The organism is Streptomyces sp. NPDC004721 (assembly GCF_053601495.1).
In genome coordinates this window covers 1-14,769 of the sequence record NZ_JBSGBZ010000105.1, presented here as the reverse complement: position 1 = coordinate 14,769, position 14,769 = coordinate 1, and the positions used below count along the sequence as shown (strand labels likewise).

The 14,769-nt window shown below is 73.0% G+C and carries 16 protein-coding genes, 1 tRNA gene and 1 pseudogene; 5 read left to right on the top strand and 13 right to left on the bottom strand.

The features are described 5' to 3' along the window. Nucleotides 1–147: 147 nt before the first annotated feature. The 5 genes from ACWEK3_RS40860 to tsaB form a co-directional block, all read right to left on the bottom strand. Nucleotides 148–217: transfer RNA gene (locus ACWEK3_RS40860), tRNA-Arg, on the bottom strand. Nucleotides 218–286: 69 nt separating this feature from the next. Continuing rightward, nucleotides 287–553 (bottom strand): hypothetical protein, encoded by a 267-nt coding sequence (locus tag ACWEK3_RS40855; protein WP_450546757.1) that lies wholly within the window; start codon nt 551–553, stop codon nt 287–289. Continuing rightward, nucleotides 550–1,656 carry a tRNA (adenosine(37)-N6)-threonylcarbamoyltransferase complex transferase subunit TsaD gene (gene tsaD, locus ACWEK3_RS40850; protein ID WP_450546756.1) on the bottom strand — a complete coding sequence of 369 codons (1,107 nt, stop codon included), beginning with the start codon at nt 1,654–1,656 and terminating at the stop codon, nt 550–552. The genes ACWEK3_RS40855 and tsaD overlap by 4 nt, the downstream gene beginning before the upstream one ends. Further along, nucleotides 1,649–2,179 (bottom strand): ribosomal protein S18-alanine N-acetyltransferase, encoded by a 531-nt coding sequence (rimI, locus tag ACWEK3_RS40845; protein ID WP_453252110.1) that lies wholly within the window; start codon nt 2,177–2,179, stop codon nt 1,649–1,651. The genes tsaD and rimI overlap by 8 nt, the downstream gene beginning before the upstream one ends. Beyond that, nucleotides 2,176–2,829, bottom strand: coding sequence for a tRNA (adenosine(37)-N6)-threonylcarbamoyltransferase complex dimerization subunit type 1 TsaB (gene tsaB, locus ACWEK3_RS40840; RefSeq protein ID WP_390727232.1), 654 nt, complete (start codon nt 2,827–2,829; stop codon nt 2,176–2,178). Before tsaB ends, rimI begins: the two co-directional genes overlap by 4 nt. A 113-nt stretch (nt 2,830–2,942) precedes the next feature. Here tsaB and ACWEK3_RS40835 point away from each other — a divergent pair, with 113 nt between their 5' ends. Continuing rightward, entirely contained in the window at nt 2,943–3,500 is a 558-nt protein-coding gene (locus tag ACWEK3_RS40835) for a hypothetical protein (protein ID WP_450546755.1), read from the top strand. A 79-nt stretch (nt 3,501–3,579) separates the two neighbouring features. Here ACWEK3_RS40835 and ACWEK3_RS40830 read toward each other — a convergent pair whose 3' ends face one another. The 6 genes from ACWEK3_RS40830 to ACWEK3_RS40805 form a co-directional block, all read right to left on the bottom strand. Further along, nucleotides 3,580–3,768, bottom strand: coding sequence for a hypothetical protein (locus ACWEK3_RS40830; protein WP_450546758.1), 189 nt, complete (start codon nt 3,766–3,768; stop codon nt 3,580–3,582). A 139-nt stretch (nt 3,769–3,907) separates the two neighbouring features. Beyond that, nucleotides 3,908–4,426, bottom strand: a complete 519-nt coding sequence (gene tsaE, locus ACWEK3_RS40825) for a tRNA (adenosine(37)-N6)-threonylcarbamoyltransferase complex ATPase subunit type 1 TsaE (RefSeq protein WP_453252109.1) — start codon at nt 4,424–4,426, stop codon at nt 3,908–3,910. Beyond that, the gene (locus tag ACWEK3_RS40820) at nt 4,395–5,648 is read right to left on the bottom strand and encodes an alpha/beta fold hydrolase (RefSeq protein WP_453252108.1); all 1,254 of its coding nucleotides are present in this window, start codon (nt 5,646–5,648) and stop codon (nt 4,395–4,397) included. Before ACWEK3_RS40820 ends, tsaE begins: the two co-directional genes overlap by 32 nt. A gap of 118 nt (nt 5,649–5,766) precedes the next feature. After that, a complete protein-coding gene (gene alr / locus ACWEK3_RS40815) occupies nt 5,767–6,975 on the bottom strand; it encodes an alanine racemase (protein ID WP_453252107.1) in 1,209 nt (402 codons plus the stop codon). Between the two features lie 114 nt (nt 6,976–7,089). After that, the gene (locus ACWEK3_RS40810; protein WP_453252106.1) at nt 7,090–8,526 is read right to left on the bottom strand and encodes an NAD(P)H-hydrate dehydratase; all 1,437 of its coding nucleotides are present in this window, start codon (nt 8,524–8,526) and stop codon (nt 7,090–7,092) included. 70 nt (nt 8,527–8,596) lie between these two features. Continuing rightward, nucleotides 8,597–8,968 carry a holo-ACP synthase gene (locus ACWEK3_RS40805; protein WP_361418600.1) on the bottom strand — a complete coding sequence of 124 codons (372 nt, stop codon included), beginning with the start codon at nt 8,966–8,968 and terminating at the stop codon, nt 8,597–8,599. 119 nt (nt 8,969–9,087) lie between these two features. Here ACWEK3_RS40805 and ACWEK3_RS40800 point away from each other — a divergent pair, with 119 nt between their 5' ends. Next, nucleotides 9,088–9,567, top strand: a complete 480-nt coding sequence (locus ACWEK3_RS40800) for a hypothetical protein (RefSeq protein ID WP_453252105.1) — start codon at nt 9,088–9,090, stop codon at nt 9,565–9,567. A gap of 46 nt (nt 9,568–9,613) precedes the next feature. After that, nucleotides 9,614–9,811: pseudogene (locus ACWEK3_RS40795) on the top strand (DUF397 domain-containing protein); the annotation flags it as partial. On the opposite strand, the gene glmS reads toward ACWEK3_RS40795, so the two are convergent. Continuing rightward, nucleotides 9,772–11,619 (bottom strand): glutamine--fructose-6-phosphate transaminase (isomerizing), encoded by a 1,848-nt coding sequence (gene glmS / locus ACWEK3_RS40790; RefSeq protein WP_453252104.1) that lies wholly within the window; start codon nt 11,617–11,619, stop codon nt 9,772–9,774. The pseudogene ACWEK3_RS40795 and the gene glmS sit on opposite strands and share 40 nt — an antisense overlap. Before the next feature lie 100 nt (nt 11,620–11,719). Beyond that, complete coding sequence (locus tag ACWEK3_RS40785) at nt 11,720–12,508, bottom strand: hypothetical protein (protein WP_453252103.1); 789 nt, start codon at nt 12,506–12,508, stop codon at nt 11,720–11,722. 215 nt (nt 12,509–12,723) lie between these two features. Here ACWEK3_RS40785 and coaA point away from each other — a divergent pair, with 215 nt between their 5' ends. Both coaA and ACWEK3_RS40775 read left to right on the top strand, forming a co-directional pair. Then, nucleotides 12,724–13,692: a type I pantothenate kinase gene (gene coaA, locus ACWEK3_RS40780; protein WP_361418588.1), complete on the top strand. Its 969-nt coding sequence runs from the start codon at nt 12,724–12,726 to the stop codon at nt 13,690–13,692. Between the two features lie 16 nt (nt 13,693–13,708). Beyond that, nucleotides 13,709–14,662 (top strand): DUF389 domain-containing protein, encoded by a 954-nt coding sequence (locus ACWEK3_RS40775; protein ID WP_450546748.1) that lies wholly within the window; start codon nt 13,709–13,711, stop codon nt 14,660–14,662. Nucleotides 14,663–14,769 lie beyond the last annotated feature (107 nt).

Here is a 14,769-nt window from a genome sequence, read left to right as displayed (position 1 = left end):
CCAGCACCGCCCGGTGGGCGGCTTGGGCCCGCCCGGCGGGCGGGGCTTGCCCCCCCCCTGCACCCCCTGGGGCTCCGCCCCAGGGGGCCGGCCGAAACGGCAACAAAGAACCCCGTCCCCGGATGAACCGGGGACGGGGTTCCGTCGAGCGCCGGGCAGGCCTTGCACCTGCATCTCCCCGCAGGAAGCGGGACGTCTTTCCTTGGACCACCAACGCACTGCTCGCGGGCCTTCGTCGGCCGCTTGCGTGTCATGATCATAGCCCACCGGGAGGGCCGCGGGCCAATCAGCCGTCCTGGCCCCCGCCGACCGACTCGAACCGCCACCGATGCACGGCCCGCGTGACCAACTCACCCCCCGGCTCGGGAAGTTCCGGCAACTCGGCGGTGAACTCCGCGTCCCACCAGGTGATGACCAGCACCCGGTCCTGCGGGGCGCGGAAGGTCTCCCGGCGCAGGGGCCGCCCGGCGAGCTCCTGCCGCCGCGCCCAGGCGAGCAGTTCCTCCCCCCGGCCCGGAACCGCACGGGCCTCCCACATCAACGCCACTGTCACGGGTACAGGTTCTCCTTGCTCACCTCGTGCACATGGTCGTGGGTGTGCCCGGTGCCCGGCACATGCGGATCCGTCACCGGCAGGGACGAGTCCGCCGACAGGTCCCAACTGGAGGCCGCGCGACCGCGCGAGACCATCTCGGCGCCGAGCGCCGCCACCATCGCGCCGTTGTCCGTGCACAGCTTGGGCCGGGGCACGCGCAGCCGGATCCCGGCCGCCTCGCACCGCTCCTGCGCCAGGACCCGCAGCCGCGAGTTCGCGGCCACGCCGCCACCGATCATCAGGTGGTCGACGCCCGCGTCCTTGCAGGCCCGTACGGCCTTGCGGGTCAGCACGTCCACCACCGCCTCCTGGAAGGACGCGGCCACGTCACGCACCGGCACGTCCTCCCCGGCCGCCCGCTTGGCCTCGATCCAGCGGGCCACGGCCGTCTTGAGGCCGGAGAAGGAGAAGTCGTAGGCGGGGTCGCGCGGACCCGTCAGCCCGCGAGGGAAGACGATCGCCGCCGGGTCGCCCTCCTTCGCGTACCGGTCGATGACCGGCCCGCCCGGGAAGCCCAGGTCCAGTACGCGCGCGATCTTGTCGAAGGCCTCGCCCGCCGCGTCGTCGATCGTCGCGCCCATGGGCCGTACGTCCGCGGTGATGTCCGTGGACAGCAGGAGCGAGGAGTGCCCGCCGGACACCAGCAGCGCCATCGTGGGCTCCGGCAGCGGGCCGTGCTCCAGCTGGTCCACGCAGATGTGCGAGGCGAGGTGGTTGACGCCGTACAGCGGCTTGCCCAGGGCGTAGGCGTACGCCTTGGCCGCCGAGACGCCGACGAGCAGGGCGCCGGCCAGGCCGGGTCCCGCGGTGACCGCGATGCCGTCCAGGTCCCTGGCGCTGACGCCCGCCTCCTTGAGCGCGCGCTCGATGGTCGGCACCATCGCCTCCAGGTGGGCCCGGGAGGCCACCTCCGGGACGACCCCGCCGAACCGCGCGTGCTCGTCGACGCTGGAGGCGACCGCGTCGGCCAGCAGGGTGGTGCCGCGGACGATGCCGACGCCGGTCTCGTCGCAGGAGGTCTCGATGCCGAGGACGAGCGGCTCGTCCCTCAAGTCAGTCATGGATCTCGGTTCCTTGTACACCGTTGACGGAGGTTGCCGGGTCGGACAGGCGCATCACCACGGCGTCCACGTTCCCCGGCTGGTAGTAGCCGCGCCGGAAGCCGATGGGCTCGAAGCCGAAGCGTTCGTAGAGCTTCTGCGCGCGGACGTTGTCCACGCGGCACTCGAGCATCACCTCGGCACAGTCGAAGGCGCTCGCGGCCCGCAGCAGCTCGGTCAGCAGCCGGGCGCCGAGCCCGGTGCCCCAGTGGTCGCGGGCGACGGCGATGGTCTGCACGTCGCTCTGCCCGCCGGAGGCGACCAGTCCGGCGTACCCGACGATCCGGCCGCCGTCCTCGGCCACCACGTAGCGCCGGGTCGCCTCCGGGCCCCTGGAGTGCGCCAGCTCGGACCAGAACATGCCCCGGGACCAGGCGTCCTCCGGGAACAGGTCCTTCTCCAGTTCCAGCACCGGGTCGATGTCCCACCAGCGCATCTCGCGCAGTACGCACCGGGCGGACCCGGTCGTCGTCTGTCCCGTCACTTCGGGGTGACCACCTTGTAGTTCTTGGGCACCTGGGCGTCCGGCCGGCGCAGGTACAGCGGCCGGGGCGCGGGCAGCTCCTCACCGGCGGCCAGCCTCTCGGCGGCCAGCGAGGCGAGGGCGGCGGCCGACACGTGCTCGGGCTCGTGCGCCTGCGGGAAGGTCTCGGGGTACAGCAGCGCGCCCGCGCCGACCGCGGGCAGGCCCCTGACCTGGTCGGCGATATCGGCCGGCCGGCCCACGGCCGGGTCGGTGACCCGGGTGCGCGAGTCGGCGTACCGGGCCCAGTAGACCTCCTTGCGGCGGGCGTCCGTCGCCACGACGAAGGGGCCGGGGAGGTCGGCCGCGTAGGCGAGGCCGTCGAGCGTGCACACACCGTAGACGGGCACGCCGAGGGCGAGCCCGAGGGTGTCGGCGGTCATCAGGCCGACGCGCAGGCCGGTGTACGGGCCGGGCCCGACGCCGGCGACGACGCCCGTGACGGCGTCCAGCTTGAGCCCGGCCTCGGCGAGCACCCGGTCGACGGCCGGCAGCAGGAGCTCCCCGTGCCGGCGCGCGTCCACCTGGCTGGAGGAGGCGATGACGGCCGTTCCGTCGTGCAGGGCGACGGTGACGGCGGGGGTGGCGGTATCCAGAGCGAGCAAGAGCACGCAAACAGCCTACGGCTCCCGCGCCTCCGGCACGGCCGCCCAGGTCGGGCGGATTCCGGCTGCTACGGTCGCCGCGAGGCAGCGCGTGACGACCGAGGCGGAGGTGGACGACCGTGGCACGGAGCAGTTCGGGGTTCGTGGCCGGGCTCACCGCCGCGGCCGTCCTCGCGGTCGGCTTCCTCGCCCACCAGGCGCAGGCGACCGTTCCGCGGAGCCTGAGCGGCCGGCCCGGCCCGACGGCGACGCCCGCGGCGAGCGTCTCCAAGTCGCCCCGGGACAAACGGCGCCCGACCGCCCTGCCCGGCGGCTCCGGGACCGGCGAGCGGGTCGTGTACTCGCTGGACGACGACCGGGTGTGGCTGGTCGGCCCGGGCGGGTCGGTCCAGAACACCTTCCGGGTCGGCCCCGGCAACGTCGACCCGGCGCCGGGGACCTACGCCGTCGTGTCCCGTTCGAAGGCGATCACCGGGACCGACGGTGTCCCCGTCGAGCACGTCGTGCGGTTCACCAGCACGGACGGGGTGGTCATCGGTTTCAGCGCGGCGTTGGACGGCTCCTGGCCGACGCCCGACCCGGCGATCAGGACCGGCGGCATCCGTGCGTCCCGGGCGGACGGCCAGGCGATGTGGATGTTCGCGACGATCGGCCAGAAGGTCGTCGTCATCCGCTAGTGCTGCGACCCACCGGAGCGTTCCCTCGCGAGGTCATGCCCTTCACCGGGGCGCGTCGGCCGAAAGTCATCCGACAGGGCTACGCCGCTTCACGGCTTTCCTCCACCGCGCGGGGGGCCGCCGGCTCCGGGGCGCGCGGCGGCCGGGAGACCGCGTCGGCGGCGGCGCAGGAGGCCAGCAGATCGCGCATGGACACACCGCCCACCGCGTACGGCCGCGGCTTCGGTTTCGACTGGTGCCGCCGCTGCTGCTGCTCGTTGCTCTCCATGGCCGACATGGACGCCTCCTGGGGGCCGGGGGCGGACGTGGTTAGGCACGCCTAACCACGGGCTGAACACCATGTGACCATGCCCGGAGCACCCGGCGCAAGGACTTCCCGACGTCCTGTCGGAAAGTCCGGGCGGCCCTCAGGCGGTCAGAACGCCCAGGTCGACGGTGGCCCAACGGTCCCCGATCCCGGACACCGTCACGTGCCGCACCTCGTCCGTGGTGTCTCCGACGGCCCGGTGGATCACGACCTGGAGCCGCTCGTCGGTCAGCTCCTCGACCTTGCCCTCGCCCCACTCCACGACGACCACGGAGTCCGGCAGCGACACGTCGAGGTCGAGGTCCTCCATCTCGTCGAGCCCGCCGGACAGGCGGTAGGCGTCGACGTGGACGAGCGGCGGGCCGTCGCCCAGGGACGGGTGCCCCCGGGCGATCACGAAGGTCGGGGAGGTGACGGCGCCGCGTACGTCGAGCCCCTCGCCGAGACCGCGGGTCAGCGTGGTCTTGCCCGCGCCGAGTTCCCCGCTGAGCATCACGAGGTCGCCCGCGCGCAGCAGCTTGGCCAGACGGCGGCCCAGCTCGCGCATCTGCTCGGGGGCGTTGACGGTGATCTCGACGGACCCGGGGTCAGGGGTGTGCCGTGCTGCTGGTGCTTCCATAACCGTCAACGGTAGTGCCTGCCGGGACCGCGCCCGCGCGGGCGAGCAGGTCGGCGAGGCGGTCCGTGACGACCTCCGGATGCTCCAGGATCACCAGGTGCCCGGCGTCCGGGACCAGCACCAGCTCCGCCTCGGGAAGCAGGTCGGCGATGGCCTCGCTGTGCTCGCTGGGCGTGACGAGGTCCTGCACTCCGGCGAGGACCAGCACCGGCATGTCCGCGAAGAGGGCGAGCGCCTCGGTCTTGTCGTGGTCGCTGAAGGCCGGGTAGAACTCGGCGACCACGTCGATCGGCGTGCTCTCGATCATCCGCTCGGCGAACCGGGCGACCGCCGGGTCGATGTCGCGGCCGGCGAACGAGTACCGCTTGATGATGCCGGCGAACAGGTCCGCGGTGGCCCGCCGCCCCTTCTCCACCAGCTCGGCGCGCTGCCCGAGCGCCTTGAGCACGCCGGGGAGTACCCGGCGCACCGCGTTGACGCCGGCCACCGGCAGTCCGAAGTTGACCTCGCCGAGCCGCCCGGAGGAGGTGCCGACGAAGGCGGTGGCGACGACCCGCTCGCGGATCAGCTCGGGGTACTGGTCGGCCAGCGCCATCATCGTCATGCCGCCCATGGAGTGCCCGACCAGCACAATGGGTCCCTCGGGCGCGGCGGCGTCGATGACGGCCTTCAGATCGCGGCCGAGCTGGTCGATGGTCAGTTCCACGTCGTCGCGGGTCTGGGCCAGGCCCCGCTCCGACCGGCCGTGGCTGCGCTGGTCCCAGTGCACGGTGCGGACGACACCGCGCAGGGCGGCGCGCTGGAAGTGCCAGGAGTCCTGGCTGAGGCAGTAGCCGTGGCTGAAGACGACGGTGACGGGGGCGGGGGCCTTGCGGCCGAAGAGCCGCCGACGGCGCGGGCCGAGGTTCGCGGTGGCGTCGGGGTCGATGTCGTCGACCTCGTAGTAGAGCTCGGTGCCGTCGTCGGCGAGGGCCTTGCCCGGGGTGCCGCGCAGGGCTCCGTAGGGGCCCACCGAGTCCAGGGCGAGCCGGGCCTTGCGGCGTATGCCGCGGCCGACGGTCATCCGCTCGATGGCGACCCCGGCGGCGGCGCCCGCCGCCACCACGCCTATCGCGGCGCCGGCGATGCCGGTCGCCCGCCGCCAGCCGCCGGCTGCCTCCGCGGCAGAGGCGACGGCCGCCGTGGCGGCCTTCGCGACGGCCCCCGCACTGCTCTCGCTCACGTACCGCTCCTCTTTTTGCCGTACTGCTGTTCGCTCGGTGGCCGGCACCGGTCCCCGTGGGCGGACGGTGTCGCCGTCCCGCACGGGGTGCCGTGCCCCGGCCGGGTGTCCGCGCGGGTCACCCGTCCTGTACTGCCCTCTCCCCGCCCTCTGCTCGGTCCGGCTTCTCGTTCACATAGACGCGGGGGACGCGCGTGCCGATGCGCGTGACGATCTCGTACGCGATGGTGCCGGCGGCCTGCGCCCAGTCCTCGGCGGTGGGCTCGCCGCGGTCGCCAGGGCCGAAGAGCACGGCCTCGGAGCCGATCTCGGGCTCGTCCCCGCCCAGGTCGACCACGAACTGGTCCATGGCGACCCGTCCCGCGACGGTACGCCACTTGCCGCCGACCAGGACCGGCCCGGTGCCGGACGCGTGGCGCGGGATGCCGTCCGCGTAGCCGACGGGCACCAGGCCGAGGGTGGTCTCGCCGGGGGTGACGTAGTGGTGCCCGTAGCTGATGCCGTGGCCGCCCGGCACGTGCTTCACCAGGGCCAGCGAGGCGGACAGGGTCATGGCGGGGCGCAGCCCGAAGTCGGCGGGGGTGCCGAGCTCGGCGCTGGGCGAGACGCCGTAGACGGCGATCCCGGTGCGGACGAGGTCGAAGTGGGTCTCGGGGAGGGTGAGCGCGGCGGGCGAGTTGGCGATGTGCCGCACCTCCGGGCGCAGACCGCGCTGTTCGGCGTGGGCGGTCATCTCGCGGAAGAGGCCGAGCTGCGCGGCGATGGAGGGGTGGCCCGGCTCGTCGGCGCAGGCGAAGTGGGACCAGAGCCCGGTGACGCGGACCAGCCCCTCGGCCTCGGCGCGCAGGGCCTCGACGACGAGTTCGGGCCAGTCGGCGGGCTGGCAGCCGTTGCGGCCGAGTCCGGTGTCGGCCTTCAGCTGCACGCGCGCGGTACGGCCGGCATGCCGGGCGGCCTCGCGGACCTCCGCCAAGGCCCACAGGTCGCTCACGGACATGTCGAGGTCGGCCTCGATCGCCTCCCGCCAGGGCCCGCCCGGCGTCCACAGCCAGCACATGATGCGCGTCCGCGCGGGCGACAGCCCGGCCGCGCGCAGGGCGAAGGCCTCCTCCGGCGTGGCGGTGCCCAGCCAGGTCGCCCCGGCTTCGACGGCCGCGCGGGCGCACGGGACCGCGCCGTGGCCGTAGGCGTCGGACTTGACCACGGCCATGACGGCGGCGCCGGTCACGCGCCCGCGCAGGGCCCGCACGTTGGCCCGTACGGCGGCCAGATCGATCTCGGCACGGGCACGCTGCGGCGCCGTCCGTGGGTGTGCTGTGTCGTTCATCGCGCCCCCAGTGTCTCAGAGGCACCGGACGGCCATTCGAGAAGCGGGTCGGTGACGGACGCGGCATGTGCCGTCGGCCGGCGCTCCGGTCCGCCGCCGCGCCCCGTCCGCCGCTCAGTCCCGCACGTCCCGCCAGGCCCGCGGGATGGTCTCCGCGATGTCGTGGGCGCCGATCGGCGCGCCGTGCGCGGCGAGCCGGCCGGCCAGTCCGTGCAGATAGGCCGCCGCGCTGCCCGCGTCGCGGGCGGAGAGACCGGCGGCCAGCAGTGAACCGGCGAGGCCTGACAGGACGTCACCGCTGCCGGCGGTGGCGAGCCAGGACGTGCCGGTCGGGTTGACCCGTACGGGGCCCCCGTCCGGGTCGGCGACGAGTGTGGTGGAGCCCTTGAGGAGAACCGTCGCCCGGTAGCGGGCCGCGAGTTCGCGTACGGAGGCCAGCCGCGCGCCCTCGACCTGCTCGCGGGCCACGCCGAGCAGGGCGGCGGCCTCCCCGGCGTGCGGGGTCATCAGGGTCGGGGCGGTACGGGCGCGTACGGCGTCGCGGTCGGCGAGGCGCAGCCCGTCCGCGTCGATCAGTACGGGTACGTCGGTCTCCAGTACCTCGGCGACGGTGGCCGCGTCGTCCCCGGCACCCGGTCCCGTCACCCACGCCTGGACGCGGCCTGCCTTGTGCGGCCCCTGGTCGGACACGAGCGTCTCCGGGAAGTGGGCGATGACGGCCTGTCCGGCCGGGCCGACGTACCGCACCGCGCCCGCCCCGCCGCGCAGCGCCCCGGACACGGCGAGCACGGCCGCGCCCGGGTAGCGGGCCGAGCCCGCGGCGATGCCGACGACACCCCGCCGGTACTTGTCGCTCTCGGCGGCGGGCAGCGGCAGCAGCGCGGCCAGGTCGGCGTGCTGGAGCGCCTCCAGTTCGGGTTCGGCGGGCAGCTCGGGGCTCAGGCCGATGTCGACGAGGCGGACCGTGCCGGCGTGCTCGCGGGCCGGGTCGACGAGCAGCCCCGGCTTGTGCGTGCCGAAGGTGACGGTCAGGTCGGCGCGCACGGCGGGGCCCAGCACCTGGCCGGAGTCCGCCTCCACCCCGCTCGGCAGGTCCACGGCGACGACGGCCGCCCCGGAGCGTGCCGCGCGCTCGGCCAGCGGCGCGGCATCGGCGCGCAGGCCGCCCTTGCCGCCGATGCCGACGATGCCGTCGACGACGAGGTCGGCACGGTCGATCGCCTCCTCGGCGCCGTCGGCCCGGGCCACGCTCCCGCCCGCCCGGCGCAGCGCGGCGAGGCCGCCGGGGTGGGTGCGGTCGGGCGCGAGCAGCACGGCGGTCACCCCGGCGCCGCGCCGGGCCAGCCGGGCCCCGGCGTACAGCGCGTCGCCCCCGTTGTCGCCGCTGCCGACCAGCAGCACCACCCGGCGTCCGTACACCCGCCCGAGCAAGTCCGCGCTCGCGGCGGCGAGTCCGGCGGCGGCCCGCTGCATGAGGGCGCCGTCGGGGAGCCTCGCCATGAGCGCGCGCTCGGCTGTCCTGACCGTCTCAACGCTGTACGCGGTACGCATGCGGTCGAGTCTGCCCCGGATGCGTCCGGTCCCGCACGCGGACCGGTGACGGGGGCGGTGGCGGGAGGCGTCAGCCCTCCGCGATCACCACCGCCGAGGCCACTCCCGCGTCGTGGCTCAGGGACACGTGCCAGGAGCGGACGCCCAGTTCCGCGGCCTTGGCGGCGACCGTGCCGGTCACCCGCAGCCGCGGCCGGCCCGAATCCTCGACGTACACCTCCGCGTCGGTCCACAGCAGTCCGGCGGGCGCGCCGAGCGCCTTGGCGAGCGCCTCCTTGGCGGCGAAGCGGGCGGCCAGCGAGGCCATGCCCCGGCGTGCCCCGCCGGGCAGCAGCAACTCGCTCTCCACGAACAGCCGCGTCGCCAGTCCGGGCGTCCGCTCCAGCGACGCCGCGAACCGGTCGATCTCGGCCACGTCGATACCGACCCCGATGATGCTCATGCGGAGCACCCTACGGCCCCGCGAAATCACCTGTCCGTCCGTCACAGGGGGCTGCTGGTGCGGTGACCGGAAAGGTTTGCCGGTGAACCTTTCCGGTCGCAGCACTGGCCTGCGGCGACTTGATCACTTCACCGACCGTCAGCGCGCTGCGGACCCCGCGCGGCCCGGTCACCGTCCGGTACGACGCCTGCGCGGCGATGACCGTGCGCCCCGACGGGGCCCGTGCCCTGACGGGTCACGACAGCTTCTCGATCACCGTGGAACCGACCCTCTACCAGGGCGTCACCCCGGAGCGGATAGCGGCGATCGACGCGGCGGTGCCGGCCGCAGCGCACGTTCCCATGCCGCCCCGCGACCCAGACCAGATCCCGCAGCCCTGGGAGCGCGAGGCCACCACCGTGAAGCGCCCCCGCGTCCAGGGCCGCCAGGTGGCGGTCTGGCTGGCGGTCGTGTGGGGCCTGATCGCCCTGACCGCGACGGTCCAGGAGCTCCAGGCCCCGGACACCAGCGCCGGCTTCATCCGGGGCATGTGGCTGTCGGAATTCCTGCCCATCCGGCTGACGAGCCGCGTCCGCAGGTGGGCCCGGCAGCGGAACTGACGGCTCCGCCAAGGAATGGTGAGGCTCATCGCGACCAGTCAACTGACGGAAGTCGTCCTACTCCGGCGGCGGCGAGGGCAACAACTGCGTCGAGGTCGCCAACTCCCCCACCCGCACAGCCATCCGAGACTCCAAGGCCCCGGCCGGTGGCACCGTCACGTTCCTGGCCGAGGCCTTCACCAGCTTTCTTGAAGCGCTGAAGGGTCACTCCACCGTGACGGACTTCGCCAGGTTCCGCGGCTGATCCACCTCGTTGCCCCGCGCCGTGGCGAGCTCGCAGGCGAAGACCTGCAACGGAACCGTGGCGACCAGCGGCTGGAGGAGCGTCGGGGTGGCCGGGATGCGGATCAGGTGGTCGGCGTACGGGGCGACCGCCTCGTCGCCCTCCTCCGCGATCACGATCGTGCGGGCACCCCTCGCACGGATCTCCTGGATGTTGGAGACGATCTTGTCGTGGAGGAGGGACCGGCCCCGCGGGGACGGCACCACCACGACCACCGGCAGGTCCTCGTCGATCAGCGCGATCGGCCCGTGCTTCAGCTCGCCCGCCGCGAAGCCCTCGGCGTGCATGTACGCCAACTCCTTGAGCTTCAGGGCACCTTCGAGGGCGACCGGATAGCCCACGTGCCTGCCGAGGAACAGCACCGTGTTCTTGTCCGCGAGCGAGCGCGCCAGCGCCCGTACGGGCTCCATCGTCTCCAGGACCCGTTCGACCGCGCCGCTGATCTGCGACAGGTCGCGGATCACCACCTGGATCTCGTCGCCCCACTTGGCGCCCCGGACCTGGCCCAGGTACAGCGCCACCAGATAGCAGGCCACCAGCTGGGTCAGGAACGCCTTCGTCGAGGCGACCGCGACCTCCGGACCCGCGTGGGTGTAGAGGACCGCGTCCGACTCGCGCGGGATGGTGGAGCCGTTGGTGTTGCAGATGGCCAGCACCTTGGAGCCCTGCTCGCGGGCGTGCCGCAGCGCCATCAGCGTGTCCATGGTCTCGCCGGACTGGGAGATGGCGATGACGAGGGTCTGCGCGTCCAGGATCGGGTCCCGGTAGCGGAACTCGCTGGCGAGTTCCACCTCGCAGGGGATCCGCGTCCAGTGCTCGATCGCGTACTTCGCGATCAGGCCCGCGTGGAAGGCCGTACCGCAGGCGACGATGACGACCTTGTCCATCTCGCGCAGCTCAAAGGCGGAGATGCGGACCTCGTCCAGCGTCAGGGAGCCGCCCGCGTCGATACGGCCCAGCAACGTGTCGGCGACCGCCTTGGGCTGCTCGGCGATCTCCTTGAGCATGAAGTAGTCGTAACCGCCCTTCTCCGCGGCCGCCGCGTCCCAGTCGACGTCGTAGGAGCGGACGTCGGCGGGCCGACCGTCGAACCCGGTGACCGTCACCCCGTCCCGGCGCAGCTCCACGACCTGGTCCTGGCCCAGCTCGATCGCGGAGCGGGTGTGGGCGATGAACGCGGCGACGTCGGAGGCGAGGAAGGCCTCGCCCTCGCCGACACCCACGACCAGCGGGGAGTTGCGGCGGGCGCCCACGACCACGTCCGGCTCGTCGGCGTGCACGGCGACCAGCGTGAACGCGCCCTCCAGACGTCGGCACACCAGCCGCATGGCCTCCGCGAGATCGGCGCTCGCCGAGAACTCCTCGGCGAGCAGGTGCGCCACGACCTCGGTGTCGGTCTCGGAGTACAGTTCGTGCCCGCGCTCGGTCAACTCGGCCCGCAGCGCGGCGAAGTTCTCGATGATGCCGTTGTGGACGACGGCGACCCGCCCCGAGTTGTCGAGGTGCGGGTGGGCGTTGCCGTCGGTGGGCCCGCCGTGGGTGGCCCACCGGGTGTGCCCGATGCCCGTGGCACCGGTCGGCAGCGGCCGGTCCGCGAGTTCCTTCTCCAGGTTGACCAGCTTCCCGGCCCGCTTCGCCGCCGCCAGCCCGCCGTCCGCGAGCACGGCGACACCGGCCGAGTCGTAACCCCGGTACTCCAGCCGCTTCAGACCGGCCATCACGACTTCGAGTGCCGACTGCGACCCCACGTATCCCACGATTCCGCACATGGGCGGCAGCCTACGGGCACGCACCCACCGAAAGTGGCTCCTTCGTGCCCGAAATCGGAAATTCCCACCGGGGCAGGAAGGGCCCCGGTGGGTCTCTGGATCACTTCAGCTTGGCGAGCTGCGCGTCGACGAGCTCCGCGGGGAAGTCGAAGTCCTTGCCCGAGGCGGCCGAGGCGAGGTTGACGACGGGGAAGTAGGCCAGGGTCGCGCCCTTGCGGACGACGACGCCCTTCACCGGTGCCTTGACGCCCTCGGCGTTCACGGTCTGCGTCACGGCGAACGCCTCGTCGGCGCCCGCGGGCGCCTGGGTCACGGCCACCGTGTCGATCCCGGTCCTGGTGCCGGCCGCGGTGTAGGAGTACCCGCCGGCGCACTTCCCGGCGGCCGCCTGAAAGTCCTTCATCGCCTGCTCGGCGCCGCCGTCGTCGTAGGAGGCGAGGGTCACGACGACCTTCGACCGGTCGAGTCCGGCCAGCAGGGCGACCTGGGGGTCGGCGCCCGCCGGGCGCTTCTTCGCGTCGCCCAGCCACGACCGCTTCACGGTGGCCGCGGGCGTGCCCACGTAGCTGCCGGCCTGGAGGAGGGCGAGCGGCGTGCAGGCGGTGTCGCCGGTCTTCACCTTGTCCTGCGCGACGTCGTCCGTCGCCGGCGGCTTGGTGGTGACCTTGCCGCTCTTGACGTCCGCCTGGGTGAGCGCGGCCTTCTCCAACTCGGCGGCGCCCAGCGCCTTGGCCGGTGCGGCGGAGGCGGTCTTGTCGGCCTGCGCGGTCTTGCCGTCACCGGCCTTCTCGTCTCCGCCGCCGGAAGAGCCGCCGCAGGCGGTGGCGAGCAGGACCAGAGCGGCGGTGGACGCGGCGAGCGCGGTACGACGGACCACGGGGGAACTCACGGAACGGCACTCCTTCTCTTCGGACCGGCGGACGGTCTCCGCGGCGAGTCAACGGGCACCCTACGCACCGGGACCTGAAGATGATCAAGAATTGACCGCCCGGGACCCGACCGTGACGCCGGCGTGATCTCCCGCACCCGCCTACGTGACACACCCCACCCTGCGCGCTGTTCGAACTCCGTTAACAATGGAATGTGATCTCTCCGGTCTCTTCGATGCCCCGGAGCGCCCACCGGTCCCGACCGGAGGCGACTCCCTACGTCGACCTCACCCGCGCCGAGTGGAGCGCGCTGCGTGACAAGACGCCGTTGCCGCTCTCCGCCGCGGAGGTCGAACAACTGCGCGGTCTCGGCGACGTGATCGACCTCGACGAGGTGCGCGACATCTACCTGCCGCTGTCCCGGCTGCTCAATCTCTACGTCGGCGCCACGGACGGGCTGCGCGGCGCGCTGAACACGTTCCTCGGCGAGCAGGGGTCCCAGTCGGGCACGCCCTTCGTGATCGGGGTGGCCGGCTCGGTCGCCGTGGGCAAGTCGACCGTCGCCCGGCTGCTCCAGGCGCTGCTGTCCCGCTGGCCCGAGCATCCGCGGGTCGAGCTGGTCACCACCGACGGGTTCCTGCTGCCGACACGGGAGTTGGAGGCGCGGGGGCTGATGTCACGCAAAGGTTTCCCGGAGTCGTACGACCGGCGGGCCCTGACCCGGTTCGTCGCCGACATCAAGGCGGGCAAGGACGAGGTGACCGCGCCCGTCTACTCCCACCTCATCTACGACATCGTCCCCGGCGAGAAGCTCACCGTACGACGTCCCGACATCCTGATCGTCGAGGGCCTGAACGTCCTCCAGCCCGCCCTGCCCGGCACGGACGGCCGCACCAGGGTCGGTCTCGCCGACTACTTCGACTTCAGCGTGTACGTCGACGCGCGCGCCGAGGACATCGAGCGGTGGTATCTGAACCGGTTCGGCAAGCTGCGCACGACGGCCTTCCAGGACCCGTCCTCGTACTTCCGCAAGTACACCCAGGTGTCCGAGGCGGAGGCCCTCGACTACGCCCGCACGATGTGGCGGACGATCAACAAGCCGAACCTGGTGGAGAACATCGCCCCCACCCGGGGCCGTGCCACGCTCGTGCTGCGCAAGGGACCCGACCACAAGGTGCAGCGGCTGAGCCTGCGCAAACTGTGACGTCTACGCTGCCGCCATGCTGCATCTGCGCCTGATCACACCGCCCGAACAGACCGACGACGTGGTGCGTCTGATCGAGACGACGGTCGGTACCGCGCACCTCGTCGTGCTGCCCTCCGCCGCCCGCAGCCCGGCCGGTGACGTGGTCCTGTGCGACGTCGCACGCGAAGCCGGCGACGAACTTCTCGACGGGCTACGGAAGTTGGGGATCGAACGGAGCGGCTCCGTCTCCGTCGAGAGCCCCGACCTGACGCTCTCCGCCCAGGCCGAGCGGGCCGAGAAGGCGGCACCGGGCGAGGGCGCGGACGCGGTGCTGTGGCAGGAGCTGACGGAGGCCACGCACGAGGAGTCGACGCTGTCGGTCACGTACCTCGCGTTCATCACGCTGGCCACCATGATCGCCGCCTGTGGCGTGGTGCTCGACAACGCCGTCCTGATCGTCGGCGCGATGGCCGTGGGACCGGAGTTCGGACCGCTGGCGGGCATCGGCACGGCCCTGGTCCAGCGGGCCCCGCGGCTGGCACTGCGCTCGCTGATCGCCCTGCTGGCCGGGTTCGCGCTGGCGATGGCGGTCACGGCGGGCTTCACTCTGTTCATGGACGCCGTCGGGCTGTTCAGCAAGGCGAAACTGGAGGGCGCCCGGCCCAACACCGCCTTCGTGTACGCCCCCGACGCGTTCTCCTTCGTCGTGGCCGTCCTCGCCGGAGCCGCCGGCACGCTCTCGCTGACCTCCGCCAAGTCCGGCGCCCTGATCGGCGTGGCCATCTCCGTGACCACCGTCCCGGCCGCCGCCAACGCGGCCGTCGCGCTCGCCTACGGCGACACCGCCCAGACCGTGGGCTCGACGATCCAGCTCCTGCTGAACATGCTCGGCATCGTCCTGGCCGGCACGCTCACCCTGCTCGCCCAGAAGTGGTTCTGGGCGAGGCAGCGCGAGCGCATGTCCAAGGCCGGCCAGGGCCTGCTCTAGATCCCGGCAGGGACTAGTAGACTGTCGCGGCTAATGTTTGGGGTAGAGGTGGCGCAGTTTGATACGCGCATCGTGGGTGGTGAACTGCCAGTCCACCTGACGTTGGT